The following is a 23,750-nucleotide window of genomic DNA, read 5'->3' on the forward strand; positions in this document are numbered from 1 at the left end:
GCGTCGTCCTCTCAGGCCGCGATCGACCACACGGCCGGGTCGACGAAGCTCGGTCCGCGGCTGCCGTCCTCGAGGTAGCGGAGCACGTCGGTCAGCACGTAGCCGGCGAGGGCGAGGTGGCCCTCTTCCGCGTTGCCCGCGATGTGCGGGCTGAGCAGCAGGTTGGGTGCTTCGAGAACCGAGCTGTCGAAGGCCGGCGGCTCCGGGTCGTAGACGTCGAGAGCGGCGTACAGGCGTCCGTCGAGCACGTGGTCGAGCAGAGCGGGCTGATCGATCGCCGGACCGCGGGACGAGTTGACCACGACCGCGCCGTCGGGGAGCCGCTCGATCAGTTCGCGCGTGATCATGCCCTTGGTCTCGGGCACGTTCGGGACGTGGATGGTGAGGAACGGGCTCTGCGCGGCTTCGTCGAGCGTTGCCGTGCGGACGCCGAGTTGGTCGGCGCGCTCGGCGGTCAGGTACGGGTCGTAGACGACGAGGTCGCAGCCGAACGGCTTCAGCAAGGTGATCAGTGCCCGCGCGGTGCTGCTGGCGCCGATGATGCCGACCTTCGCGCCGGCCAGCTCATGACCGCGGAACTCGGTCTGCTTCCAGCCGCCCTGCCGGACCGCGTGGTCGAAGCGGGGGAGGCGGCGGGCGAGGGTGAGCATCGCGGCCAGGCAGTACTCGCCGACCGACCAGGCGATCCGCGGTCCGGCGGAGAAGACGGCGACGCCCTGGTCGAGGACGACCGGGTCGATCAGGTTCTTGACCGAGCCGGCCGCGTGCGCGACCACCTTCGGACCGGTGCCGTCGGTCCACAGTTCCTTGTCGAGGTGCGGCGTACCCCAGCTGGTGAGCAGGACGTCCGCGCCGGTGGCGAGGCCGGCCACGGCGCTCGGGTCGAGGGCGGCCGGGCGGCCGGGCGATCCCGGTCCGGCGGCGTGCTCGGCCCCGGCCCAGACGACCTCGAACCGGTCCTCGAGCAGCCGGCGGGTCTGCGGGTCGACCACGTCGGCGGCGCGTTCGGGGGTGAACAGGGCAGCGAGCTTGGGCACCGTGGAGGCTCCTTCTGGTTGGGCGTTGCCCTCGACGGTAGGCGCTTTCCGTTATGCAGGTCCAAGCCCGTTTTCGTATTGACCGATACCGCGTGGGTATGGGTACGGTGCCCGCTATGGATCTCTCCCTGCAGCAGCTCCGGGGTTTCGTCGCTGTCGCCGAGGAGCTGCACTACGGCCGGGCCGCGGAGCGGCTGAACATCACCCAGCCGCCGTTGACCCGCCAGATCCAGGGCCTGGAGCGGACGCTCGGGGTGCGGCTGTTCGACCGCACCGGCCGGGGAGTGCGGCTGACCGCGGCCGGGGATGTCTTCCTGGAGCACGCGCGGCGGGTGCTCGCGTTGCTCGAGGTCGCGCCGGATGCGACGCGGCGCGCGGCTGAGGGGCAGACCGGGACGCTGCGGATCGCGTTCACTGCGATCGGGGCGTACGCCGTCCTGGCGGACTTCCTCACCATGGTCGGCAAGCGGACGCCGGCGGTGACCGCGGAGCTGACCGAGCTGGTGAGCCCGGAGCAGTTCGAGGCGCTGGCGAACATGGAGATCGACGTCGGCCTGGTGCGGCCGCCAATTCCGGCGGGCTTCGAGTCGCTGCTGATCCACTCGGAGGACCTGGTGCTCGCCGTACCGGCTGATCATCCGCTGGCGGTGGGGGAGTCGCCGGTGGCGCTCGTCGACGTGACCGACGACTACATCGGCTACAGCCCGGAAGGATCGCAGTACCTGCACGACATCTGCGCGGCGATGATCGGCATGGACCGCTACGCCGTCAGCCAGCTCGCGTCCCAGGTCCCCACGATGCTGGCCCTGGTCCGGGCCGGGCTGGGATGCGCCCTCATCCCGCGCTCGATCATGGCCATGCAGGTCGAAGGCGTCCGCTACCGCGAGCTCGACGCCGCCGACGCCCACTCCGTCACCCTGCACGCCTGCTGGAACCCCGACAGCCCCAACCCAGCCCTCCAACGCCTCACCGACTCCCTGCGAGACATCCCGCACCTGGACGGCTGAGCTTCGGGGTAAGGTTGTCGCAACTACGGACTGAGGGGGTGGGACCGATTACCGGTAAGGCAGGTTGGTTGCTCCCGCCTCGAGCGGTCGGCGTCGTGCGCTGACTGCGGGAGCCTCGTAGTCGAAGGGTTTCCGTGTCTGTTTCTTCTGCTTTTGAGATCTCCGACGCCGTCGTGCGGCTGCGCGCGTCCGGCTGCGTGTTCGCCGAGGACGAGGCCGCGCTGATCGCGTCGACCGCCCGAGACCAGACGGAGGCGGCGGTGATGGTCGAGCGCCGGGTCGCCGGTCTTCCGCTGGAGTACGTGCTCGGCTGGGCGTCGTTCCGCGGGATTCGGATCGTTGTCGATCCGGGGGTGTTCATTCCGCGTCGCCGTACCGAGTTCCTGGTCGAGGAGGCGTTGCGGGTGACGACGCCGGGCGCTGTCGTCGTCGACCTGGGGTGTGGTTCGGGTGCGCTCGGCGCGGCGGTGGCGGCCGAGCGAAAGGTCGAGTTGTACGCCGCCGACATCGAGCTGGCCGCGGTCGCGTGTGCCCGGCGCAACCTGGTGCCGTGGGGCGGGGCGGTGTACCAGGGCGACCTCTTCGCCGCGCTTCCCGGGGAGCTGAAGGGCCGGGTCGACGTACTGCTCGCCAACGTCCCGTACGTCCCGACGAACGAGATCCGGCTGCTTCCACCGGAGGCCCGGCTCTACGAACCGCACGTCACCTTGGACGGCGGCCCCGACGGACTGGCCACCCTGCGCCGAGTCGCCGCCGCGGCTCCCGAGTGGCTCGCCGCCGGCGGCCACCTCTTCGTCGAGATGAGCGAACACCAGGCCCCACTGGCGAGAGCCATCCTTCAGGAGCACGGCCTCACCGCCCACATCACCACCGACGAAGACCGCGGCGCAAACGTTGTCGCAGGCACTCAAGCGGTCGCGTAGGCACCGAGGGCCGTTCACACTCGGCGTTGGACGTGGAGGAGGTAGTCGCGGCGGTTGAGGGGGTCGTGGTCGGTTCGTGGCCGGTTCGGGATGGGGCCGGCCACGGGGTGGTAGCGCTCGAAGGCCGACTCCAGGACGCCCTCGCCGCGGGTGAGGGCGGGGAGTTGCTGTTCGAGACCATAGACCGCGGCTGCCGGGATTTCTCCTTCCAGGGTTGACGTTTCGGCCGCCAGCGCCGGCACCTGCGGGATCGCGCGCAGCCGTGCCAGGGCGGCCAGTACGGGGCGAGTCGTGTCGGTCGGGATCTCGAGCTGGAAGCGGTGCATCGGCTCGTGGACCGTCGTACCGGCCTGCTGCAGCGCGGTCATCAGGACCAGCGGCGTGAGGAACCGGAAGTCGCCGGCCGTGCTCGACATGCTCTTGTCGAAGACGGCATGGGCGTGACTCTGCCGCGCCGAGTAGCCCGAGTGCGTCATCACCACCCGCGCGTCCGGGATCGCCCAGCCGTGGATGCCCTGCCCGAGGGTCTCGCGGACGGTCTCCTCGACCGCCTTGATGAACGCGTACGGCATCGACCCGAGCTCGACCTCCAGCTCGAAGCCGACCCCCGCGCCGACCGGCGCGGGCTCGACCCGCAGGCCGACCGTGGCCAGGAACGGGTTCTCGTCCTTCTTGTTGAACTCGACCGCCTGCCCGACACCGTCGATCCGCTCGATGCAGATCGTGGTGGTCTCCCGGAACTCGACGTCGATCCCGAACTCGGTGGCCAGCGTCGTCTGGATGACCTCCTTCTGCACCTCGCCGTACAGCGACACGTACGTCTCCTGCCGCACGTCGTCCTGACGCAGGTTGATCAACGGATCCTGCTCGGCCAGCTGGGTGAGAGCGACCTGCAGGTTGCCCTTGTCGGAGCGCCGGGCCGGCGAGATGACCGTTTCCAGCGTCGGCGGCGCGAAGAACCCACCGCCCTCATGCCGGCTGGAGCCGATCCGGTCGCCGATCTGGATGTCCGCCAGGCCCCACAGCTTGCCGATCTGGCCGGCTCGCACCTCGGTGGCTGCCGGTTCGCCGAAGACCTCCAACGAGGTCAGCTTCGCCTCGCTGTTGTGGCCGAAGCGCAGTCGGTCGCGGACGCGCGCCGTACCGGCGAACATCCGGGCGTAGGCGACCTTCTCGCCGGCCGGACCGCGCTCGACCTTGAAGACCGACCCGTCAACAGGCACGTCGAGGTCCTGGGCGGCGAGCGGGAGAAGCTCCCGGATGCCGTCGGTGAGCGCGTCCGTCCCGGCGCCGGTGATCGCGGAGCCGAAGTACACCGGGTGCACGATGGCCTGCCGTGTCTGTGCGGCGAGCTTGCACCACAGATCGTCGTACGAGATGGCCTTCTCGTTCTCCACGAAGGTCGCCAGCAGCTCGTCGTCGTGCTCGGCGAGCACCTCGAGCATCCCCGGATGATGGTCCGGCCCGTACGGCGTGAACGTCGCCGACCGGCTGCCGAGACCGTCGGCCGAGCCCATCGGCACGATCGCGGGGGACAGCTTGTCCGCGATGCTCTTCAGCACACCGTCGTACTGCGCGCCCGCCCGGTCGGCCTTGTTGACGAAGATCAGCGTCGGGATCCGGAGCCGTTGCAGCGTCCGCATCAGCACGCGAGTCTGCGCCTGCACGCCCTCGACGGCCGAGATGACGAGTACGGCGCCGTCGAGCACGCTGAGCGCGCGTTCCACCTCGGCGATGAAGTCCGGGTGCCCGGGGGTGTCGATCAGGTTGACCGCCACGTCGGCGATCGTGAACGACACGACCGCGGACTTGATGGTGATCCCGCGCTGGCGCTCCAGCGCGAGCGAGTCGGTCTGGGTGCTGCCGGCGTCGACGCTGCCGACCTCGTCGATGACCCCGGCGGCGTACAGCAGCCGCTCGGTCAGGCTGGTCTTACCGGCGTCGACATGCGCCAGGATCCCAAGGTTCAGTACTTTCACAACGCTTCATGTCCCTTGCACAGGTGTGAGTACGGTCCGCGATTGACATGAAGCGAGGTCGCATCGCTGCTCTCCTTGACTCGGCACCTGTGCTTACCGGCACGAGTACAGCAGCGTCGGTTTTCGACCGGCAAACAATTTAGCTGTGGGCTTCACCGTTCACGGCTACGCTGACGTGGTGCCGCCGCCCCCACTCGACGCCCGTGCGCTCGCTGACGCCGTTCTCGGCCCGGTCGCGATGGTCGAACCGGTCCAGGGATTCGCCGGCAACCAGACCTTTCGGCTGCACACCTCGAGAGGCGTCTACTACCTCAAGTCGGGTACGACGGTCGAGGCCGAGGCGCGGGCTTGCGCGTTGGCCCGGTCCGTCGGTGTGCCTGCGCCGGAGGTCCTCGTCGTGGAGCCGTCGTACCTCATCTGTGCCGAGGTTCCTGGTGGCCCCTCCGAGGCGTCTGCGGTCTTCGAGGCGGCCGGCCGCGGGTTCCGCCGACTGCACAGTCTTCGTGGTGAAGGCAATTGGGTCGCTCAGCTCCAGCAGACGATCGAGCGTCTCGACGTGCTCGCCGACGTCGTGCCCGATGACCTGGCACGACGCGTCCGCGAGGTCGTCCCGCCGTTCATCGACACCGTGGCCGAGGTCGAGCCCGTGTTGCTGCACGCCGATCTTCACCCGCGCCATCTGTATGCCGTCGGCAACGAACTCACCGGCGTCATCGACTGGGGCGACGCCATGTACGGCGACCCCCTGTTCGACGTGGCCCGCTTCACGATGTCAGGCGAGGCCGCGACCGAGGCGTTCCTGGCTGGCTACGACCTACGTCGTACCCCGGACCTCGACCGGACGCTGTCGTCCTACCGAGTGGTCTGGTCGCTGATGGCCTTGCATGCGGAACACGAGGCAGGCGGCGACTGGTTCGCCGCGCACATCGAGACGATGACGCGAGAGCTGGCCGCGTGACTCGCTACTGGCTGCAGGCCCGCGTGATGTGGCGGGCGTGCCCAGGGTGGGTGTTGGCAACTCTCGTTGTCGTGGTCGTGGGGGCTGCAGTCGGGACCGGTCTGATGGTTGCCATTGGGCAGTTCATCGCAGCGTTGTCCGGCAACGGTTCAGTCTGGTTGTGGTTCGGGGTCATGGCCGGGCTGATGATCGGTGGTCCGTTGCTGGCGTCGGTGCAGGGCTGGCTGACTGCGAAGACGACGGCGGCTACGGCGGCGTACGTGTTGGAGATGCTTGCCGAGACCGGTCTGCAGCCGCGAGGGCTGGAACTGCTCGACTCGCCGGGGTTCTCGGGTCGCCTGCAGGCTGTCGTCGATGCGACGCGCGACTGGACCTTCCTGTTCGGGTTGGGCAATGCGTGGCAGGTGCTCGGCACTCGACTGACCGGGCTTGGCGCGTTCGCCGTACTGCTGACTTGGCGTTGGTGGGTGCCGTTCGTCGTGGCAGGCTCGTTCATGCTGATCGCGCGGGCTTTCCGGCAGTGGGTGGACGCGTCGTTCGACAAGGTCCTGGAGTCGTCGGCGGGTCCGCGGCGGCGAGCGTCGTACCTGCACCGTCTGCTGACTCAGGCACCGGCGGCGAAGGAGGTGCGGCTGTTCGGGGTCGCGGACTGGTTGCTCGAGCGGTACCGGTTCACGTGGTTGTCGGCGATGGCTGAGCTCTGGCCGGCGCGTCGACGCGGTCTGCGGCCGGTGTACGCCAGTTGCCTGGTGACCGCGGTGGTCATCGCCGGCGTTCTGGTCCTGCTGATCGACGACGTGACCGATCGGCAGGTCGGTGTGGCTGCGGTGGTGACGTTGGTTCAGGCGCTGCTGGCGATGGATGCGTTCGGGGTCCTGGGGGATTCGCAGCGGGCCCTTGGACAGTACGTCGCGACTGTCGCAGCGCTGGTCGGACTGCGGCGCGAGGCCGGTCTGCCGGACATCGACCTCGCAGTACCTGCTTCGCCGGCTGCGCGGAAGGCCGACGGTGCCCTGCCGATCAGGTTGAAGGACATCACCTTCACCTATCCGACCCGCTCGTCGCCGACGTTGTCCGGTCTGAGCCTGGAGATCCCGGCCGGGCAGTCGGTCGCGGTCGTCGGCGCGAACGGCGCCGGGAAGTCGACACTGATCAAGCTGCTCTGCGGCCTCTACCGGCCGGAGAGCGGAACGCTCACGGTCGGCGGCGCCGATCCGGCTCTGGAGATCACTGGCGGGCCGCGGGTGGCGGCGATCTTTCAGGACTTCGTTCGCTACCACCTGCCGCTGCGCGACAACGTCGGCTTCGGATCGGTTCCCCAGGATCGGCTCGACCAGGCGCTGGCCGATGCGGCGGGCGGTGTGCTGCTCAAGCGGGTCGGGTGGGACACGGTCCTGTCGGCCGAGTACGACGGTGGGACCGACCTGTCAGGTGGCCAGTGGCAACGAGTCGCGCTGGCTCGCGCTCTGGCGGCCGTCTCGGGTGGTGCCGGCGTACTGATCCTGGACGAGCCGACTGCGGAGCTCGACGTACGGACCGAGGCTGCGCTGTTCGACCGGTTCCTGGACATGACGGCCGGCGTGACGACGATCCTGGTGACGCATCGGTTGTCGAGTGTGCGGCACGCTGAGCGGATCGTCGTACTGGATCCGGAGCGGGGGATCGTGGAGGACGGGAGCTACGACGAGCTGATGGCGGCCGACGGGGTGTTCGCGGGGCTGTTCCGGTTGCAGGCAGGGCGGTTCCAGTGAGGCGCGGGCTGTGGATGGTGCTGACGGCGGCTTTTCGGACGAGCCCTGGCCTGGTGCTTGCATGCTTCGCCGAGACCGTCGGCCGGTTGGTGCGCTCGGCGGTGCCGTGGTTCCTGGGGGTGCTCGTGGCCGGGGCGATGGCGGCCGATCGCGGGCAGATGCTGATCGCGGCGGCTGCCCTCGTGGCCGTGGCCGGGTTGCAGAGCCTGCTGATCATGGTCGGCTCGAATGCGCGGATCGGGCTGATGGAGCGGATCGGGTTCGAGTTCGACGCCAAGGTCGCCGAGCTGATCGGGCGGGTGCCGACGCTGGAGCACCTGGAGTCGCCGGAGTACCTGGATCAGACGCAGAGTCTGCGCGACGGCCAGGGGACACTCGGCGGCGCGCTCAACATGCTGCTGAACATCGTGAACAACCTGGCGTTCGCGGGCGGCATCCTGGTCGTCGCGGCGACTGCGGACTGGCGGTTGCTCATCCTCGCCGCGCTCGGGTTCCCGCGGCTGCTGACCGGTCGCTGGACCACCCGCTGGGGCCGGGCGGCGGAGGAGGACAGCGCTGCGCCGGCTCGGCTGACGCGGCACCTGGTCGACCTGGTCACTTCGCCGTACGGCGGTGCGGAAGCGCGGGTCTTCGGGCAACGGGTGCAGATGCGCCGGCGAGTTGGTGACAGCGCGACTGCCTGGCGAGAGCCTGCGGTGCGAAGCGCTTTCAAGAACGCGCTGCTGTCGGCAGGCATCGCGGTGGTGTTCTTCGGCGCCGCGATCGGCGTGCTCGGCTGGATGACGTACGACGCCGTGCACGGTCTCGTCTCGGTGTCGGCACTTGTGGTGGCGGTGACCGCGGTGCGTGGGCTGGAGAACGTGAGCAACATCCTGACAAACGCCGTACAAGACACGGCTCGACTGCTGCGGAACGTCTCGCGATTCGTGTGGTTGCAGGACTACGCCGTACAAGCGGCTGGGAGTGGTACGGCGGAGCCGCCTGCCGAGCTGACATCCGGGATCCGGTTCGAGGGAGTGCGCTTCCGGCATGCCGGGGCGGAGACGGACGCGGTTGCGTCGGTGGATCTCGAGTTGCCGGCCGGTGCCGTGGTTGCCCTGGTCGGTGAGAACGGCGCAGGGAAGTCGACACTGGTGAAGTTGCTGACCGGCCTGTATCGCCCGACCGCGGGCCGGATCCTTGTCGACGGCATCGATCTCGCGGAGCTGAATCCGGCGGCGTGGCGGGCGCGGTTGTCCGGGGCGTTCCAGGACTTCGCCGACTTCGAGCTGATCGCCCGGGAAGCCGTCGGCCTCGGCGACCTGACCGCGATCGACGACGAACGGCGCGTCCACCAGGCGTTGCACGACGGCGCCGCGGAGGACGTCCTGCGCGCGCTCCCGGACGGGTTGTCGACCCAGCTCGGCACTACTTGGGACGGCGGCGTCGACCTCTCCGGAGGCCAACGGCAACGCCTAGCCATCGCCCGCGGCCTGATGCGCCGCCACCCACTGCTACTGGTCCTGGACGAACCAACCTCCGCCCTGGACCCCACCACCGAACACCAACTCTTCCAGCGCTACACCGAAGCCGCCCACCAAGCCCGCACCTCCGGCGCCGTAACCCTCCTGGTCAGCCACCGCTTCTCCACAGTCCGCGTAGCCGACCTCATAGTCGTCCTCCAAGCCGGCCAAGTAATCGAGCACGGCACTCACGACCAACTAATAGCCACCCCCACCCACTACGCCACCCTCTACAACCTCCAAGCCCACGCCTACAACCTCAGCTGATCACGGTGCCGACGTGGTCGCCAGTGGCGATGGTGCTGGCGGCTGATGGGCGGTCGATGTCGAAGACGTGGAGTGGGAGGTGGTGGTCGCGGGCGAGGATGAACGCTGACTGGTCCATGACGCCGAGGCCGCGGTCGATCACCTCCTGATAGGTCAGCCGGTCGAACTTGGTAGCGGTTGGTGAGGTGTTCGGGTCGGCGTCGTACACGCCGTCGGTGCCGTTCTTGGCGACCAGGAGCGCGTCGGCTCCCAGTTCGATCGCGCGCTGGACGGCCGGGTAGTCCGTGGTGGTGAACGGCTGCCCGTTGCCGCAGGCAAGCAGAACGACCGAGCCCTTCTCCAGGTGCCGAAGGGCGCGCAGCCGGATGTAGGGCTCGGCGAGATTGTTGATCGGGATCGCCGTCATCAGGCGCACGTCGTCCGCTCCCAGCGCGGTGAGGCGGCCGCGGAGCAGCACCGCGTTGATCACGGTGCCGAGCATCCCGATGTTGTCCGCCTCAACGCGGTCGATTCCCCAGTCGCCGGCGCGGTTCCCGCGAAAGACGTTGCCGCCCCCGACGACAACCGCCACCTGGACGCCGGTTGCCCGGAGCGCGATGACCTCGTTGGCGAGATGGGTGAGGCGATCGCTGTCGAAGCCGAAGTCGTTGGGGCCGGCGATGGCCTGGCCGGAGAGCTTGAGGACGAGTCTGCGGTACATCGAGCTCCTAAGCGCCGTGGTGATCATCAGACTGCATTGTCGTCCGATTGCGCGGGATGTGGATGCGGGGCAGGGTGGCGGTATGGGTGAGTTCAGGCGGGAGGATTTGGGTGGGGCTCGGTTTGAGGAGGTTTCGTTGCGGGGGGCGGTTTTTCGGGATGTGGATCTGGCGGGGGCGCGGTTCGACAACGTGAATCTGAACGGGGCGACGATTCGGGCGTTGTTCTGTGACGTGACGATCGACGGGGACGTGCGCAACCTCAAGGTGTGGGGTGTCGACGTGATGCCGTTGGTCGACGCGGAGCTGAATCGGCGGTATCCGGGGCGGGAGAAGATGCGCCCGGCCGACGCGGACGGGTATCGCGAGGCGTGGGCGCTGCTCGAGGAGCTGTGGGAAGGGACGGTCGAGCGGGCGCGCCGGTTGCCGCCGGGGAAGCTGCACGAGTCGGTGAATGGGGAGTGGTCGTTCATCGAGACCTTGCGGCACCTGGTGTTCGCGACGGATGCCTGGGTACGGCGTACCCTCCTCGGCGACCCGGCTCCGTGGGACCCGCTGGACCTGCCGCACGACGAGATGCGTGACACGCCGCCGATCCCGCGGGACCGCGCCGTACGGCCGTCACTCGACGAGGTCCTCGTACTCCGGGCGGACCGGATGGCAACGGTCCGGACGGTCATCGCGGAGCTCACCGACGACCAACTCACGAGGATGACCGAGCCCGTCACCGAGCCCGGATACCCGGCTTCGGAGAGCTACCAGGTCGCCGAATGCCTGGAGTGCATCCTGGGCGAGGAGTGGGAGCACCGGATGTACGCCGAGCGCGATCTCGCCGTACTGGAGAAAACTCTGAACTGAAATGTCGAGTCCGGCCCAAGCGGCTCGACGCGTAGGTGAGAACGCACCTACGAGCTTGGGAGAAAGTCATGGAACTCAGCGTCAACACCTTCATCAGCCTGGACGGCGTCATGCAGGGACCGGGCGGCCCGGACGAGGACCGCAGCAACGGGTTCGAGCACGGCGGCTGGCTTGTGCCGCACGCCGGCGACGGGCAGCTCGACCCGGTCGACGGATGGTTCGGCGAGGCGGACGCGATCCTGCTGGGCCGGTCGACGTTCGAGATGATGCGCACGTTCTGGTCGCAGGTCGACGTCGAGGACAACATCGTCGCCACCGCGCTGAACACCTGGAAGAAGTACGTCGTCAGCAACACCCTCTCCGACGAGGACGCGGCCTGGGGCGACACGACCGTGCTGCGCGGCGACGACATCGTCGAGCAGGTACGGCGACTGAAGGCCCAGCCGGGGCGTGAGTTGCAGGTCCACGGGAGCTGGCAGCTCGCCCGGACCCTGCACGACGCCGGTCTGGTCGACACCTACCGGCTGATCCAGTTCCCGGTGGTGGTCGGCAAGGGGAAGCGGTTGTTCGAGGACGGCGCCGTACCGTCGACGTACAAGATCACTGCGGCCGAGGTGCGGGAGGGCGGCGCGGGCGCGGTGTCGCTGACGCTGCGGCAGCAGGGCTTCGGCTCGATCGGCACCGGCGACATCGTGGTCGAGGACGGGAAGGAAGTCCTGATCTGAGGTATGTCGGTGCGGTGTCCTAGCGTCGAGAGGTATGGAGATGCTGACGACGCAGGCGATCCTGGACGCCGGGCTGGACGACTGGCGGAAGCTTGCGCAGGCCCTGCACGCACGGTTTCTGATCGGTTCCTTCGCCGACGGCCTTCGGTTCCTGGAGGCCGTCGGCGAGTGCTGTGCGGAGGTCAGGATCGGGGACGGGTTCGTTGATTTGCAGCTGGTGAGTGCTGAGCAGGTCGGGGTGACTGAGCGGGAGGTGGAGCTGGCCCGGCGGATCAGCTCGGTCGCTCGGTCGATGGGGCTTGGGGCTGATCCGGCGGCGGTGACGCAGTTCGAGCTTGCGCTGGACACGGCCGATGTCGCGGCGATCGGGCCGTTCTGGGCCGCAGTGCTCACGGGGAGCACGGAGTCACTGGGGACCGATGTCGTTGATCCGACAGGTCGGGTGCCGAACATGTGGTTCCAGGGCACGGACGCGCACGAGACCCCGCGGCAACGCTTCCACGTCGACCTGTGGGTGCCGCACGATGTGGCCGAGCAACGCATCGCAGCTGGCCTCGCCGCCGGCGGCCGCATCGTGTACGACGATGAGGCCCCAGCCTTCACCGTCTTGGCTGACCCGGAAGGCAACCACGCCTGCATCTGCACCTGCCTCGACCGCTGAAAACCAGGAGCACTCGGACGTGGAAGTTGGCTAGGGTGAGGCGTCTCTCGAGGAGGTGGGTCATGACCTGCATGGCAATCCGGTTCCGTGCCAACCCCTCCGTGTGCGCTGCCTGAACATCTGAAGCTCCGGACCGGTTGGTGCGTCGCGGCGTAGGCCGCGGGTCCTGCACGCCCTGTTGCGTGCGCCCGTACCGACCGAACCGGAGTTCTTTGCATGTCCGCTCTGGACACACAACTGCAAGCTGCCCTCAAGGGCGTGAAGTACGACGACTTGCGTGCTCGCGTGGCCGCTCTGTCGGCTCGATATCGCGCCGAGGAGGTGGATGACACGACGGTCGGGATGGCTGATCACCTCGACTGTCTCGCGTACGCCGTCTTCCGGATGCCGGCCACCTACGCCGCGATCCGCTCCGCGCTGCTCGCGGCCGACGTCCACGTCGGCGCGTTCGCCACCCACCTCGACCTCGGCGGCGGCACCGGAGCCGCCGCTTGGGCCGCCGCCGAGGTCTGGCCGGGCATCTCAACGGAGACGATCGAGCGCCAGCCAGCCGCTGTCCGCCTCGGAGCAACTCTTGCCGCCGGCAGCCAACGCTGGACGACTGCCGACCTCCGTCGCTGGACGCCCGATCGGCGCGTGGACATGATCACCATCGGCTACCTGCTGAACGAGCTCACCGATGCCAACCGCCACCGGCTCATCGCGACCGCGGCCGAGACCGCCGGCACCGTGGTGATCGTCGAACCCGGTACGCCGCGCGGCTTCCACCGGATCCTCGACACCCGCCGCCAACTCATCGCGGCCGGCCTGACGATCGCCGCGCCCTGCCCACATCAGCAAGCCTGCCCGCTGACCACACCCGACTGGTGTCACTTCGCCGTACGCCTGCCACGCACCGAGCTTCACCGCATCAGCAAGCACGGCACCCGCAACTACGAGGACGAGAAGTTCACCTACCTCGTCGCCACCCGCAGGCCGATTCGGCCGGCTGCAGGCCGCATCCTCAGCCGGCCGACCCGGCCGAAAGGCCAGGTCATCCTGGACGTCTGCCTCCCGACGGGCACTCAACAGCGCCTGACGATCGCCAAGTCTTCCGAGCAGTACCGCACAGCCCGCGCGGCCCGCTGGGGCGATGAGGTGCAGACCGACAGGAGGTAGTGGGCGGCGAGTACCCCGGGGACGCCTGGTCACGCCGGAGGGTTTGCGCCTGAGGCCGGGACCTCCTGTCCGTTTGTCCTGGGCTCAGAGGTCGTAGCCGCCACTGGCTTCGAGGGTTTGGGCGGTGAGCCAGGCGGCGTCGGGGGAGAGGAGGAAGGCGATCACCTTGCCGACGTCGTCGGGCTCGCCGATCCGGCCGAGGGCGGTACGCGCGGCCAGCGGTGGGATCAGCTCGGGGTACTTCGCGAACGCGTCGTCGCCGAGGCGGGTCCGGGTGACGCCCGGCGCGACCGCGTTCACCCGGATGCCACGGGCGCTGAACTCCTTCGCGAGGTACCTGGTCAGCACCAGCTGCGCACCCTTCATGCTGGCGTAGACCGAGTAGCCGGGTTCGGGCTTGGTGTTGTCCAGCGCCGAACTGCTGCTGGTGTTGACGATCGCCCCGCCGTCCGCGAGCAGCGGCAGCAGCGTCTGGGTGAGGAAGTACGGGCCCTTGAGGTGGATCCGCAGCATCCGGTCGAAGAGCTCCTCGGTGGTCTCCTCGAACGAGACCGGGTGCTGCCCGACTCCGGCGTTGTTGACGAGGAAGTCGAACGACGTCCGGTCCCACCGCTCCGCCAGGGCCTGCTCGACCTTGGCGCGGAAGTCGGCGAACGTGTCGCTGCGACCCACATCCAGCGGCAGCGCGACCGCCGTACCGCCGTCCTTCTCGATCCGGTCGGCCGTCTCCAGGCCGCCGGCCGGGTTGCCGTTGTAGGTGAGGATGACCCCGGTACCGCGTTTCGCCAGCTCGAAGGCCGCGCTCTGTCCGATACCGGAGCTTCCGCCGGTGACCACAGCTACCTGCATGATCGTGCAATCTCCTACTGAGTCGTGAATGGGTACACGACCAGTACACGCCGCCGGCCTGGGCTTCTCGTAGACCAAAACTAGCGGCGGCTTGCACGATCCTCTCAACCCTAGACCTCAGGGTGCGATCACGAGTCGCGTGATGAGGTCGTCGTCGAGGGTGAAGGTGTACTGGAGGTCGACGGAGCCGCCGGGGAAGTTCCCCTCGAGGTGGTTGACCGCGACCCAGGTGTTCGCGTCGACCTGCCGGGTGCCGACGAGCTCGGTGGTGTAGGTGTACTCACTCGCCGCCGTCGCCAGCCAGACCGCGATCTCGGCCCGGCCGCGGTAGGTCTTGCCGTCGTCGGTGACGACCGCGTCGTCGGCGTACAGGGACAGGGTGGGCTGGGCGAGGTAGCTGGTGATCGTCGAAGGCAACATGGGTCCGACTCTGCGGTCTCCCGCCGGGAGAGGGTCAAGGAGGTTGACTCTCGCCCCGGGAGAGGGTGCACAGTGGCTGGGTGCGGGGCGGGCTGACGATCGGCGAGTTCGCGCAGCTCACCCATCTGAGCGTGCGGACCCTTCGCCGCTACCACGAGAGCGGGCTGCTCGAGCCGGCAACGGTCGATCCGTCGACCGGGTACCGGTACTACAGCACCGGCCAGATCCCGTCGGCCCAGGTGATCCACCGGCTGCGCGAGCTCGACGTACCGCTGGCCGAGGTCGGCAAGATCCTCGCGACCGACGATCCCGGTGTCCGCGCCGAGCTGATCGCCGGCCACCTGGACCGGCTGCAGACGTCGCTGGACCGGACCCGCGCGGCGGTCAACTCGCTGCAGCGGCTGCTGCGCCCCGAGCCCGGCGAGCTCCCGGTCGCCGTCCGCTCCGAACCCGCGCGGCTCGTTGCCGCGATCACCGATGTGGTCGAGCTCGGCAACGTGCTGGAGTGGTACGACGACGCGATGGACGAGCTCGACTCCGTCGGCGGCGCGGGGTTGGCGCCGCCGGGTGGGCACTACGACAACGAGCTGTTCGCGGCCGGCCACGGACGGGTCCTGGTGTACCGCGTGATCGCCGAGCCACCGACGTACGGGCGGGTCCGGCCGGTCAAGCTGCCCGCGGTGGAGCTGGCTGCGACCGTCCACCACGGCGCGCATGACGACATCGACGTGACGTACGGACGGCTCGGCGCGTGGGTGGTCGAGCATGCGCTCGCCGTCGCCGGTCCGGTGCACGAGACGTACGTCGTCGGTCCGCGAGACAACCCGGATCCGGCCAGCTGGCGGACCGAGATCGGCTGGCCGGTCTTCAGGGTCGCCTAGGCTTCAGGCCCGGCTGGTACGACGCCACTCCTGCGGCGTCATCCCGTGCGCCTTGCGGAACCGCCGGGTGAAGTGACCGGGGTCGAGGAAGCCCCAGTCGGCCGCGATCGCCGCGATCGAGCGATGCCGGTACGCCGGATCCGCGAGCCGGCGGGCGGCCCCCTTGAGCCGCTCAGCGATCAACCACTGCTCGAGGCTGAGGTGCTGCTCGGCGAACAGCTTGTAGAGGTAGCGGACCGAGATGTTGTGCTCCGCCGCGATCCGGGCCGGCGTGAGATCGGGATCCGCCAGGTGCTGCCGCGCGTACCAGGTGATGCGGGTGAACAGTACGTCGGCCATCGCAGGCGGCTGCTGTACGTCGTCCGCCGCGGATGTCAGCAATGCGCGCACGAGCTGGGTGGTCGCCGTACCGACCATCTCGGCCGACGCCGTCCCTTGCAGTGAGTCGATGATGCCGGGCAGCAACGTGAGGTGGTGCAGCATCAGCTCGTACAGCGGGCTGCTCGGCAGCCGTTGCGCGGCCGCGCGGACCGTCTCGACACTCAGCCCGAGGTCGGCGTAGTCGATCTGGAACGCCTGCGACGCGCCGTGACCGCTCCAGGCGTAGTCGTACGGCGCGGTCAGGTCGACCAGCATCAACTCCCCGGTCCGCACCCGCTGGTCCGCGCCGTCCTGGCTGAACACCCCGGACCCGACCACCTGCACCGCGAGTGCGAGCCGCTCCGGACCGCCGATCCGCACGTGCTTCGGAGTTCGAACCAGGCGGATCCCGGACCCCTCGTTGCGGAACAGGTCGGGCGTGCCGAGCTGCCAGAAGTCCATCCGCGCGTGCACCTCGCCGCCCGGGTCCTCGTGCTCGACCCGCGACGGGACGCTCGCCGACATCATCGCCGCGTAGAACGCCTCGAGCCGGTCCTGCCGCGGCAGTACGGCAGTGTCGAGCAGCACGGCCATCCCCAACCCCCTCCACCCCTGGAATCTGGGGGGCGAACTGTGCAGACACAGCCCAGATCCGTGCACGCACATCCTACGGAGGACGCCGTACCGGCAGCTACGTTTCCGGCAAACCTGCCGGACGGAAGGACGCACGACCATGCCTGCAGACACCATCGTGCTGGTACACGGCTTCTGGGTGACACCGCGGAGCTGGGAGAACTACATCAGGCACTACGAGGCGCGCGGCTTCAAGGTCCTGGCCCCCGGGTACCCCGGTTTCGAGGTCGAGGTGGAGTCGCTGAACGCCGACCCGACGCCGATCCTGAAGCTGACCGTGCCGGCCATCATCGAGCACCTGGAGTCGGTCATCCGCGAGCTCGACCAGCCGCCGATCATCATCGGGCACTCGGCCGGCGGCGCGTTCACCCAGATCCTGCTCGACCACGGCTTCGGCGCGGCCGGGGTGGCGATGTGCTCGGCGCCGACCGAGGGCGTGCGGGTCGTGCCGATCTCGCAGGTCAAGTCGACGTTCCCGGTGCTGAAGTCGCCGGCCAACCGGCACAAGGCGATCCCACTGACCTTCGAGCAGTGGAACTACGCCTTCACCAACACCTTCCCCGAGGACGAGGCGCGCCGTGCCTACGAGCGGTACGCGATCCCGGCGAACGGCGGGATCCTGTGGGGCAGCGTGCTGGCGAACTTCCAGCCCGGTCACCAGGACACCTGGGTCGACTACCACAACGACTCCCGCGCGCCGCTGCTGTTCGTGTCCGCGTCCGAGGACCACATCATGCCGCCCGAGGTCCAGCGCTCGAACGCCAAGCACTACAAGTCCAAGTCGCTGACCGAGACTCGCGAGTACGACGGGTTCGCCCACCTCGCGCCCGCTCAGCAGGGCTGGGAACGGATCGCCGACGAGGTGCTCGACTGGGCCCTCGAACACGCGTGAGCCTGGCCCGCATCACCCATGTCGGCGGCCCGACGACGCTGATCGAGGTCGACGGCTGGCGCCTGCTCACCGATCCGACCTTCGACCCGCCCGGCCGTCGCTACGGCTTCGGCTGGGGGTCGTCGTCGGTCAAACTGGCCGGCCCGGCGATCGGCGTCGACGAGTTGCCGGTGATCGACGCCGTACTGCTGACGCACGACCAGCACGCCGACAACCTCGACGACGCGGGACGGGCGCTGCTGTCCCGGGTCGGCACCGTCGTGACGACCGTGGCCGGCGCGGCACGACTGGGTGGTGAGACTGTCGGCCTGGCGCCTTGGGCCGTGCACACGTTGAGCCGGCCGGGCCGGCCGCCGCTGACGATCACGGCGACGCCCTGCCGGCACGGGCCGCCGTTGAGCCGCGGGATCACGGGCGACGTGATCGGGTTCGCGGTGGAGTGGCCGGGACAAGAGCACGGGGCATTGTGGATATCGGGGGACAGCGTCCTGTACGGCGGCCTGCGACAGGTCAGCCGGTTGAGTATCGGGACGGTGCTGCTGCACTTGGGCGCAGTGCGGTTCGGCGTGACCGGACCGTTGCGCTACACGATGACTGGGCGGGAGGGGGTCGAGCTGTGCTCGCTGCTGCGGGCGCGGACGGTGATTCCGGTGCACTACGAGGGGTGGAGTCACTTCTCGCAAGGACGATCAGGTGCCACAGAGGCGTTTGCCCGCGCCGGCCTGCAGCCAGAGTGGCTCGAGCTCGGCGTGCCGGGGGCCGTCTCGATCTGACCGCACGGCTGGCAGCATGTGGGCGTGACCGAGCGGCTGGAAGGCGGGTTCGACGGCGGCGCGTCGTTGGTGGACGGCGTCGTACGTCGTACTGCGGGGGCGTGGACGTCATCCGTGCATGCCCTGCTCGCGCACCTCTCGGCGGCGAGGTTTCGGGGTGCTCCGCGTGGGCTCGGGGTGGATGCCGATGGGCGGGAGATGGTCGGCTTCCTGCCCGGGCGGACGGTCGGTAGCGCGCGCCCGTGGCCGGCGTGGACGCACAGCGAGTCGGCGCTGCTCGACGTTGCCCGGTGGCTGCGGCGTTACCACGGTGCCGTGGCGGACTTCGAGCCGCCGGCGGATGCGGTCTGGCGTGAGGGCGGGGTGTGGCGGCCGGACCAGATCATCGCGCACAACGACGCAGCGCCGTACAACGCCGTCTGGAACGACGACGGGCTGGTCGGGTTTGTCGACTGGGACATGTCGGGGCCCGTCGACGTCGAACTGGACGTCGCCTGGGTCGCCTTCTCCTGGACCCCGCTCCACGCGCCCCACGTCGTCGCCGCCGAGGGCTTCACCGCCCTCGATACCCGCCTGCCCCGCCTGGAGCTCTTCCTCCGCGAATACGCCTGGCAGGGCACCACCGCGGACATCCTCGCCCTGATCGCCCAACGCCTCACCCTGCAACTCGACGCAATGCACCACGCCGCGTCCACCGGCGACCCGACGTACCAACGCATGCTCGCCGCAGGCCGCCACCTAGACCTGCAGACCGCCCTACGTCAGCTCGACAGGCTCGGGTGAGCGACGTAGGCGGTTTTCTCGGCGCCGTCGAACCCGCACGCCCTGTAGAAGGCATGGGTGGATTCGCGACGCGATCCGGTCATCAGCATGACCTTGTAGCATCCCGCGTTCCAGGCGGCCTGCAGGGTGGCGGCCATGATCTGCTTGCCGAGGCCGGTGCCGCGGAGGTCGGCGTCGACGACCACGTTCTCGATCACCGCGTACGGCGCCGCCGCGCGGGTGAGGTTCGGGATCAGGTTGAGGTACGTCGTGGCCGCGACGCGCCCGTCGACCTCGAGGACGTACAACCGCAGTCCCGGCGTCTTCAGGATCTCGGCGAACACGTCGGCGTCGCGGCCGTCGCGCAGTACCGGATCGCCGGGATGCAGCTGCCGGTAGAGCAGCATGACACTTTCGAAGTCGTCGACACCGGCCTCGCGGAACATGGGCAGGAGCCTACTGGTGTCACCAGGGGACGGGACCCTCTTCGGCGTGGAAGGTGGCGGTGGGGCCGTCGGGGCTGAGGGTGGCCAGGTGGACGAGGGCAGTGGCGCCTTCGGCGATGGTGCTGAAGCCGGTGTGGTTGTTGCTGTCGGTGTCGACGTAGCCGGGGGCGGCGGCGTTGACCAGGATGCCGTCCTTGCGGAGCTCGTTGGCGTACTGCACGGTCAGCGCAGACAGCGCAGTCTTGGACGGCATGTAGGCGGCCGACGGCAGGAGTGCCGAGAACGGCCCGTCCGGATCGCTGGTGAGGGCCAGCGACGCACCGTGGCTGCTGACGTTGACGATGCGCGGCGCCGATGACCGCCGGAGCAACGGGAGCATCGCGTTCGTCACCGCGATCACCCCGAACACGTTGGTCTCGAACACTTCCCGGACCATGTCCAGGTCCACCGTGCTCGGCACCTGGTCGTACGCATCCTGCGGCGAGACCTGCCCGGAGCCGGTGATCCCCGCATTGTTGATCAGTACGTCGAGCTGCCCGAACCGCTCGTCGATCCACTGCGCCGCCGCCTGGATCGTCTCGGCGTCGGTCACATCCAGCGTCACCGCATGCACATCACCACCCGCCGACCTCATCGCCGTCGCAGCCTCCTCACCCCGCTGCGGATCCCGTGCCCCGATCACCACCGTCATCCCCAACCGAGCCAACTGCTCAGCCGCCCCGCGCCCGATCCCCTTGTTAGCCCCGGTAACCAACGCAACCTTCATGCCTCGTCCCCATCTAGTAGCCGCTCGAACAGCCACAAGACGCCGACACCCGCCACCCTGTGACGCCGGACCTCAGGGTTCCCGGAAGCGAGAGACCGGAATCACAGAGCCTAGGACTGCGTGAGGGTTAGCCTCGCGGGATGACTCGGGACGAGGCAGAGCGCCGGCTGTCCGCGCTGACCGCCGTACGCGACAGCTGGCTGGCTGACAAGGTGCCTGCCCTGAGTGCGAAAGCCGTGTGGCTGATCGGTTCGCTCGGCCAGGGCGGCGGCGACCGATGGAGTGATCTCGACCTGCTCGTGGTCGACGGCGACTGTCCGCTCGACGACGCCGTGCTGACGATCGAGATGCCGGAGAACGGCCCGGTCGATGGCAACTACATCGGGGCAAAGTTCGTTGCCCGCGGGGAGGTGGAGAAAGCGACGGCGATGGCGACCATGCTCAGTACGACGCCGGACGTCGCGGGCCTGTCCGCCGTACTCTCACGGGTCGAAGGGCACGAGGTGGCCAGGGCTCTCGTCGGCCGGTTCCTGGAGGTGGTCGGCGCTTTACGGTGAGCCGACGAGGAGGCAGAAGGGGTGGCCGGCGGGGTCGCAGAGGACGTAGAGGGGTTCGCCGGCTTCTGTGGTGCGGTCGAGGAGGAGTTCGGCGCCTAGGGATTCGGCGCGCTGGCGGTGGTGGTTCAGGTCGTCGAGGGTCGGTACGGCGTAGTCGATGTGGAGTTGCATCGGTACGTCGTGGGACGGCCAGGTGGAGCGGGGCAGGGTGTCGACCTGCTGGAAGGCGAGCTGGCGGTGGCCGTCGTCGTCGACCAGCACCAGCCAGTCGGCGTCGTCCACGACACCGTCGGCCGGCGGCTCGTCGCCCGGACGGTACTGCAGGCCGAGCAACTCGCGGTAGAACTCCGCCAGCCCACGGACATCAGTCGTGTCCAGCGCGGTATGCATCATCCTCGGATAGTCAGTCACGCACCGATTCGACTACTCCTTGACACGATCGGCAATCTTCGAGCGCGCGAGTTGGACCATGCCGCCGATGGCGGCGACCTGGACCACGATGGCGGCCGTCCCGAGGGCCGACCAGTCGTCGGCCAGCCGGACGATCGTGAGGACCGGACAGAGGATCCACAGGCAGGCGACGAAGACGTAGAGCCGCCGCCCGAGAGGGCCCTCCCGGACAAGTCGGAGGTCACCCCCGATCGACCGGAAGATCGCGACCGAAACACCCATCGCGAGCGCTGCCGCGACGGCCGCGGGCGTGGCCTCCAGGAGTGGTGTCTGCACCGTGCGGGAGAAGCCCAGCAGGGTCGGCGCCCCCAACGCGAGCACAATCGCGACGACAGCCAGGCCGTCACCGCCCGTCCAACCGCGCTCGCTCGACACGCGCGAAACCGTAGCAGCGGCCGAAATCCGCTCGTGCTGCCGCGGGTACCTCAGGCAGGATCGGGGTGTGGATGGTCGGGGGCTGGCTCGCGCGTACTACGACGACGTGGTCGGGCCGTTGCTCGCAGTACAGGGGCTGCCGCACGCGGCCGGGCGGTTGGGGAGCGGGTCCGACGTCCTCGGGCTCGACGACGCCACCTCCCGCGATCACGACTGGGGCCTGCGGCTGACGCTCCTGGTTGACGAGGACCGCCGGGACGAGGTGGACGCGTTCCTGGCCGCGAAGTTGCCGGACACGTACGCCGGGCTGCCGACGCGCTTCCCGTTCACCGGGCAGACCGAGAACATCCACCACGTCGAGGTCTCCTCGGTCGAAGGCTTCGTCATCAGCCGGCTCGGCGCGGATCCCCGCCGCGGATTGTCGACAATCGACTGGTTGACAATGACCGGTCAGGCCGTGCTGGAGGTGGTCGGCGGGCCGGTCTTCGTCGACCAGGCCGGCGACCTCACCGCCGTCCGCGACCGCCTGCAGTGGTACCCGGACGACGTCTGGCGGTACGTCGTCGCCTGCGACTGGATGCGGTTGTCCGAGGAGATGCCGTTGATGAGCCGGGCCGGCGAGCTCGGTGACGACCTGGGATCGCGGGTGATCGCGGCCCGGTTGGTCGACATCGCAGTCCATCTCGCGTTCATGATCGAGCGCCGGTGGCCGCCGTACCCGAAGTGGCGCGGGACGATGTTCGCCCGGCTGGCGTGTGCGCGCGAGGTCGGTGACGCGCTGCGGAAGACGGTGAAGGCCGACCACTGGCGTTACCGGCAGCAGCAGCTCGCTCGGGCTCTGGAGCATCTGCTCAACCGCCAGCGCGCGGCCGGGCTGCCCGCCCCGGCGCCGGCGACTGTCGACTTCTGGGATCGCCCCTACCTGCACCCGAACGGCGCGATCGCGACCGCGCTCCTGGCCTGCGTACCCGACCTGCCGCCGGGCCGGGGCAGCGTCGAACAACGCTCGGACAACGTCGCCGTGCTGACCGACGCCACCGCCCGCCGGGCGCTGATCACCTAACTGCGGAACGCCCGGCGATAGGCGTCCGGCGGCACAGCCACGACCCGCTTGAACTGCCGCCGCAACGTCGTCGCCGTACCCATGCCGGTGGCGACCGCGATCGACACCACGCTCTGATCCGTCTTCTCCAGCAGCTCCTGCGCACGCCTCACCCGCTGCGTCAGCAACCACTGCAGCGGCGTCTGCCCGGTCACCGCCCGGAACTGCCGCCCGAGATGGCGAGGGCTCGTGTTCACCCGCCGAGCCATGTCCGTCACGGTCAACGGCTCATCGAGCCGCTCGAGCACCCACGACTGCAACTGCGCGAGCCTGTTGTCCCCACTCACCTCCAACGGCGTCGCCACGAACTGCGCCTGACCACCAGACCGGTGCGGCGGTACGACGAGCCGCCGAGCAACGCTGTTGGCCACACTCGCGCCGTGGTCGAGGTGGATCAGATGCAGACTGAGATCCACCGCCGCCGCCTTGCCGGCCGACGTGAGCACACTGCCGTTGTCTGTGTAGAGCACATCCGGGTCGACCTCGGCCAGCGGATAGCGCTCGCTGAGCACGTCAGTGTGCGCCCAGTGCGTCGTAGCCCGGCGACCGTCAAGCAGCCCCGCCGCTCCGAGGACGAACGCGCCCGTGCACAGCGACGCGATCCGCGCTCCTGCCTCATGAGCCGCGCGTACGGCGTCGATCAGCTCGACCGGAGGCGGTTCGTCCACATCGGCACAGGCCGGCACGATCACGGTGTCGGCGCTGACGAGACGCTCCAGGCCGGCATCGGGCTCGACCGAGAACGGGCCGACCTTGACCGGTCCCGGTCCGCAGAGCTGGACGTCGTACCAGCTCTCGGCCGCCTCGCGCGGCGGGTTGCCGAAGATCTCGTACGCGACGCCGAGCTCGAAGTGCAGGAGGTGGCCGGCGGTCGCCAGTGCGACGGTGTGCATGTCCGAAAGTGTACGCATGGTGTCGTTCCGGACTCTCACACCGGAGGCCGCCGAACCGCCAGACTTT

26 protein-coding genes are annotated in these 23,750 nt (G+C 69.0%); 15 read left to right on the top strand and 11 right to left on the bottom strand.

The features are described 5' to 3' along the window. Positions 1-11: 11 nt before the first annotated feature. Positions 12-1,037 carry a hydroxyacid dehydrogenase gene (locus AB0H36_RS11315; protein WP_360520078.1) on the bottom strand — a complete coding sequence of 342 codons (1,026 nt, stop codon included), beginning with the start codon at positions 1,035-1,037 and terminating at the stop codon, positions 12-14. A gap of 116 nt (positions 1,038-1,153) precedes the next feature. Between AB0H36_RS11315 and AB0H36_RS11320 the strand changes: the two genes are divergently transcribed. Together AB0H36_RS11320 and AB0H36_RS11325 are read left to right on the top strand one after the other, a co-directional pair. Then, positions 1,154-2,044: a LysR substrate-binding domain-containing protein gene (locus tag AB0H36_RS11320; protein ID WP_360520080.1), complete on the top strand. Its 891-nt coding sequence runs from the start codon at positions 1,154-1,156 to the stop codon at positions 2,042-2,044. A 134-nt stretch (positions 2,045-2,178) separates the two neighbouring features. Then, on the top strand, positions 2,179-2,967 hold the full coding sequence (locus tag AB0H36_RS11325; protein WP_360520082.1) for a putative protein N(5)-glutamine methyltransferase: 789 nt from the start codon (positions 2,179-2,181) through the stop codon (positions 2,965-2,967). Between the two features lie 14 nt (positions 2,968-2,981). Here the strand turns inward: AB0H36_RS11325 and AB0H36_RS11330 are convergent, their stop codons facing one another. Continuing rightward, the gene (locus tag AB0H36_RS11330; protein WP_360520084.1) at positions 2,982-4,946 is read right to left on the bottom strand and encodes a translation factor GTPase family protein; all 1,965 of its coding nucleotides are present in this window, start codon (positions 4,944-4,946) and stop codon (positions 2,982-2,984) included. 145 nt (positions 4,947-5,091) lie between these two features. On the opposite strand from AB0H36_RS11330, the gene AB0H36_RS11335 reads away from it, so the two are divergent. From AB0H36_RS11335 to AB0H36_RS11345, 3 genes are all read left to right on the top strand, one after another. Beyond that, positions 5,092-5,904, top strand: a complete 813-nt coding sequence (locus tag AB0H36_RS11335) for an aminoglycoside phosphotransferase family protein (RefSeq protein WP_360520086.1) — start codon at positions 5,092-5,094, stop codon at positions 5,902-5,904. A gap of 104 nt (positions 5,905-6,008) precedes the next feature. Further along, on the top strand, positions 6,009-7,655 hold the full coding sequence (locus AB0H36_RS11340) for an ABC transporter ATP-binding protein (protein WP_360520088.1): 1,647 nt from the start codon (positions 6,009-6,011) through the stop codon (positions 7,653-7,655). Next, on the top strand, positions 7,652-9,424 hold the full coding sequence (locus AB0H36_RS11345) for an ABC transporter ATP-binding protein (protein WP_360520090.1): 1,773 nt from the start codon (positions 7,652-7,654) through the stop codon (positions 9,422-9,424). Before AB0H36_RS11340 ends, AB0H36_RS11345 begins: the two co-directional genes overlap by 4 nt. On the opposite strand, the gene pyrH is transcribed toward AB0H36_RS11345, so the two are convergent. After that, entirely contained in the window at positions 9,417-10,151 is a 735-nt protein-coding gene (gene pyrH, locus AB0H36_RS11350; protein ID WP_360520092.1) for a UMP kinase, read from the bottom strand. The two genes, AB0H36_RS11345 and pyrH, sit on opposite strands and share 8 nt — an antisense overlap. A gap of 55 nt (positions 10,152-10,206) precedes the next feature. Here pyrH and AB0H36_RS11355 point away from each other — a divergent pair, with 55 nt between their 5' ends. The 4 genes from AB0H36_RS11355 to AB0H36_RS11370 all read left to right on the top strand — a co-directional run bounded on the left by AB0H36_RS11355 (position 10,207) and on the right by AB0H36_RS11370 (position 13,524). After that, entirely contained in the window at positions 10,207-10,980 is a 774-nt protein-coding gene (locus AB0H36_RS11355) for a DinB family protein (protein WP_360520094.1), read from the top strand. A 68-nt stretch (positions 10,981-11,048) separates the two neighbouring features. Next, positions 11,049-11,705, top strand: coding sequence for a dihydrofolate reductase family protein (locus AB0H36_RS11360; protein ID WP_360520096.1), 657 nt, complete (start codon positions 11,049-11,051; stop codon positions 11,703-11,705). A 34-nt stretch (positions 11,706-11,739) separates the two neighbouring features. Next, positions 11,740-12,366 carry a VOC family protein gene (locus AB0H36_RS11365; protein ID WP_360520098.1) on the top strand — a complete coding sequence of 209 codons (627 nt, stop codon included), beginning with the start codon at positions 11,740-11,742 and terminating at the stop codon, positions 12,364-12,366. A 216-nt stretch (positions 12,367-12,582) separates the two neighbouring features. Continuing rightward, entirely contained in the window at positions 12,583-13,524 is a 942-nt protein-coding gene (locus AB0H36_RS11370) for a small ribosomal subunit Rsm22 family protein (RefSeq protein ID WP_360520100.1), read from the top strand. Between the two features lie 84 nt (positions 13,525-13,608). Here the strand turns inward: AB0H36_RS11370 and AB0H36_RS11375 are convergent, their stop codons facing one another. Both AB0H36_RS11375 and AB0H36_RS11380 read right to left on the bottom strand, forming a co-directional pair. After that, complete coding sequence (locus tag AB0H36_RS11375; RefSeq protein ID WP_360520102.1) at positions 13,609-14,373, bottom strand: SDR family oxidoreductase; 765 nt, start codon at positions 14,371-14,373, stop codon at positions 13,609-13,611. A 117-nt stretch (positions 14,374-14,490) separates the two neighbouring features. Then, the gene (locus AB0H36_RS11380) at positions 14,491-14,793 is read right to left on the bottom strand and encodes a nuclear transport factor 2 family protein (RefSeq protein WP_360520104.1); all 303 of its coding nucleotides are present in this window, start codon (positions 14,791-14,793) and stop codon (positions 14,491-14,493) included. An 80-nt stretch (positions 14,794-14,873) separates the two neighbouring features. Here AB0H36_RS11380 and AB0H36_RS11385 point away from each other — a divergent pair, with 80 nt between their 5' ends. Continuing rightward, a complete protein-coding gene (locus tag AB0H36_RS11385; RefSeq protein ID WP_360520106.1) occupies positions 14,874-15,674 on the top strand; it encodes a MerR family transcriptional regulator in 801 nt (266 codons plus the stop codon). A 3-nt stretch (positions 15,675-15,677) separates the two neighbouring features. On the opposite strand, the gene AB0H36_RS11390 is transcribed toward AB0H36_RS11385, so the two are convergent. Continuing rightward, positions 15,678-16,628 carry a helix-turn-helix domain-containing protein gene (locus AB0H36_RS11390; RefSeq protein ID WP_360520108.1) on the bottom strand — a complete coding sequence of 317 codons (951 nt, stop codon included), beginning with the start codon at positions 16,626-16,628 and terminating at the stop codon, positions 15,678-15,680. A 139-nt stretch (positions 16,629-16,767) separates the two neighbouring features. On the opposite strand from AB0H36_RS11390, the gene AB0H36_RS11395 reads away from it, so the two are divergent. Genes AB0H36_RS11395 through AB0H36_RS11405 form a run of 3 tightly spaced genes read left to right on the top strand, consistent with a single transcriptional unit; the run spans position 16,768 to position 19,115 of the window. Further along, positions 16,768-17,559, top strand: a complete 792-nt coding sequence (locus tag AB0H36_RS11395; RefSeq protein WP_360520110.1) for an alpha/beta hydrolase — start codon at positions 16,768-16,770, stop codon at positions 17,557-17,559. Then, positions 17,556-18,332, top strand: a complete 777-nt coding sequence (locus AB0H36_RS11400) for an MBL fold metallo-hydrolase (RefSeq protein ID WP_360520112.1) — start codon at positions 17,556-17,558, stop codon at positions 18,330-18,332. The genes AB0H36_RS11395 and AB0H36_RS11400 overlap by 4 nt, the downstream gene beginning before the upstream one ends. Before the next feature lie 24 nt (positions 18,333-18,356). Further along, on the top strand, positions 18,357-19,115 hold the full coding sequence (locus AB0H36_RS11405) for a phosphotransferase (protein WP_360520114.1): 759 nt from the start codon (positions 18,357-18,359) through the stop codon (positions 19,113-19,115). On the opposite strand, the gene AB0H36_RS11410 is transcribed toward AB0H36_RS11405, so the two are convergent. Continuing rightward, positions 19,094-19,540 carry a GNAT family N-acetyltransferase gene (locus AB0H36_RS11410; RefSeq protein WP_360520116.1) on the bottom strand — a complete coding sequence of 149 codons (447 nt, stop codon included), beginning with the start codon at positions 19,538-19,540 and terminating at the stop codon, positions 19,094-19,096. The genes AB0H36_RS11405 and AB0H36_RS11410 overlap by 22 nt on opposite strands. A gap of 19 nt (positions 19,541-19,559) precedes the next feature. Further along, positions 19,560-20,306, bottom strand: a complete 747-nt coding sequence (locus AB0H36_RS11415; protein WP_360520118.1) for an SDR family oxidoreductase — start codon at positions 20,304-20,306, stop codon at positions 19,560-19,562. A 140-nt stretch (positions 20,307-20,446) separates the two neighbouring features. Between AB0H36_RS11415 and AB0H36_RS11420 the strand changes: the two genes are divergently transcribed. Continuing rightward, a complete protein-coding gene (locus tag AB0H36_RS11420) occupies positions 20,447-20,863 on the top strand; it encodes a hypothetical protein (protein WP_360520120.1) in 417 nt (138 codons plus the stop codon). On the opposite strand, the gene AB0H36_RS11425 is transcribed toward AB0H36_RS11420, so the two are convergent. After that, entirely contained in the window at positions 20,855-21,274 is a 420-nt protein-coding gene (locus AB0H36_RS11425) for a VOC family protein (protein WP_360520122.1), read from the bottom strand. The genes AB0H36_RS11420 and AB0H36_RS11425 overlap by 9 nt on opposite strands. Positions 21,275-21,286: 12 nt before the next feature. Then, positions 21,287-21,688 carry a hypothetical protein gene (locus tag AB0H36_RS11430; RefSeq protein ID WP_360520124.1) on the bottom strand — a complete coding sequence of 134 codons (402 nt, stop codon included), beginning with the start codon at positions 21,686-21,688 and terminating at the stop codon, positions 21,287-21,289. Positions 21,689-21,755: 67 nt separating this feature from the next. On the opposite strand from AB0H36_RS11430, the gene AB0H36_RS11435 reads away from it, so the two are divergent. Next, positions 21,756-22,751 carry a DUF4037 domain-containing protein gene (locus AB0H36_RS11435; RefSeq protein ID WP_360520126.1) on the top strand — a complete coding sequence of 332 codons (996 nt, stop codon included), beginning with the start codon at positions 21,756-21,758 and terminating at the stop codon, positions 22,749-22,751. On the opposite strand, the gene AB0H36_RS11440 is transcribed toward AB0H36_RS11435, so the two are convergent. Beyond that, complete coding sequence (locus AB0H36_RS11440; RefSeq protein ID WP_360520128.1) at positions 22,748-23,683, bottom strand: helix-turn-helix domain-containing protein; 936 nt, start codon at positions 23,681-23,683, stop codon at positions 22,748-22,750. The two genes, AB0H36_RS11435 and AB0H36_RS11440, sit on opposite strands and share 4 nt — an antisense overlap. Positions 23,684-23,750: the final 67 nt, after the last annotated feature.

The organism is Kribbella sp. NPDC050820 (assembly GCF_040653975.1).
Taxonomy (GTDB): Bacteria; Actinomycetota; Actinomycetes; order Propionibacteriales; family Kribbellaceae; genus Kribbella.

Excerpts from the sequence above, each read along its gene's own strand:
- AB0H36_RS11320 (WP_360520080.1), top strand. The coding sequence starts at position 1,154 with ATGGATCTCTCCCTGCAGCAGCTCCGGGGTTTCGTCGCTGTCGCCGAG.
- AB0H36_RS11340 (WP_360520088.1), top strand. The coding sequence starts at position 6,009 with ATGGTTGCCATTGGGCAGTTCATCGCAGCGTTGTCCGGCAACGGTTCA.
- pyrH (WP_360520092.1), bottom strand. The coding sequence starts at position 10,151 with ATGATCACCACGGCGCTTAGGAGCTCGATGTACCGCAGACTCGTCCTC.
- AB0H36_RS11355 (WP_360520094.1), top strand. The coding sequence starts at position 10,207 with ATGGGTGAGTTCAGGCGGGAGGATTTGGGTGGGGCTCGGTTTGAGGAG.
- AB0H36_RS11360 (WP_360520096.1), top strand. The coding sequence starts at position 11,049 with ATGGAACTCAGCGTCAACACCTTCATCAGCCTGGACGGCGTCATGCAG.
- AB0H36_RS11365 (WP_360520098.1), top strand. The coding sequence starts at position 11,740 with ATGGAGATGCTGACGACGCAGGCGATCCTGGACGCCGGGCTGGACGAC.
- AB0H36_RS11370 (WP_360520100.1), top strand. The coding sequence starts at position 12,583 with ATGTCCGCTCTGGACACACAACTGCAAGCTGCCCTCAAGGGCGTGAAG.
- AB0H36_RS11375 (WP_360520102.1), bottom strand. The coding sequence starts at position 14,373 with ATGCAGGTAGCTGTGGTCACCGGCGGAAGCTCCGGTATCGGACAGAGC.
- AB0H36_RS11380 (WP_360520104.1), bottom strand. The coding sequence starts at position 14,793 with ATGTTGCCTTCGACGATCACCAGCTACCTCGCCCAGCCCACCCTGTCC.
- AB0H36_RS11390 (WP_360520108.1), bottom strand. The coding sequence starts at position 16,628 with ATGGCCGTGCTGCTCGACACTGCCGTACTGCCGCGGCAGGACCGGCTC.
- AB0H36_RS11395 (WP_360520110.1), top strand. The coding sequence starts at position 16,768 with ATGCCTGCAGACACCATCGTGCTGGTACACGGCTTCTGGGTGACACCG.
- AB0H36_RS11410 (WP_360520116.1), bottom strand. The coding sequence starts at position 19,540 with ATGTTCCGCGAGGCCGGTGTCGACGACTTCGAAAGTGTCATGCTGCTC.
- AB0H36_RS11415 (WP_360520118.1), bottom strand. The coding sequence starts at position 20,306 with ATGAAGGTTGCGTTGGTTACCGGGGCTAACAAGGGGATCGGGCGCGGG.
- AB0H36_RS11420 (WP_360520120.1), top strand. The coding sequence starts at position 20,447 with ATGACTCGGGACGAGGCAGAGCGCCGGCTGTCCGCGCTGACCGCCGTA.
- AB0H36_RS11440 (WP_360520128.1), bottom strand. The coding sequence starts at position 23,683 with ATGCACACCGTCGCACTGGCGACCGCCGGCCACCTCCTGCACTTCGAG.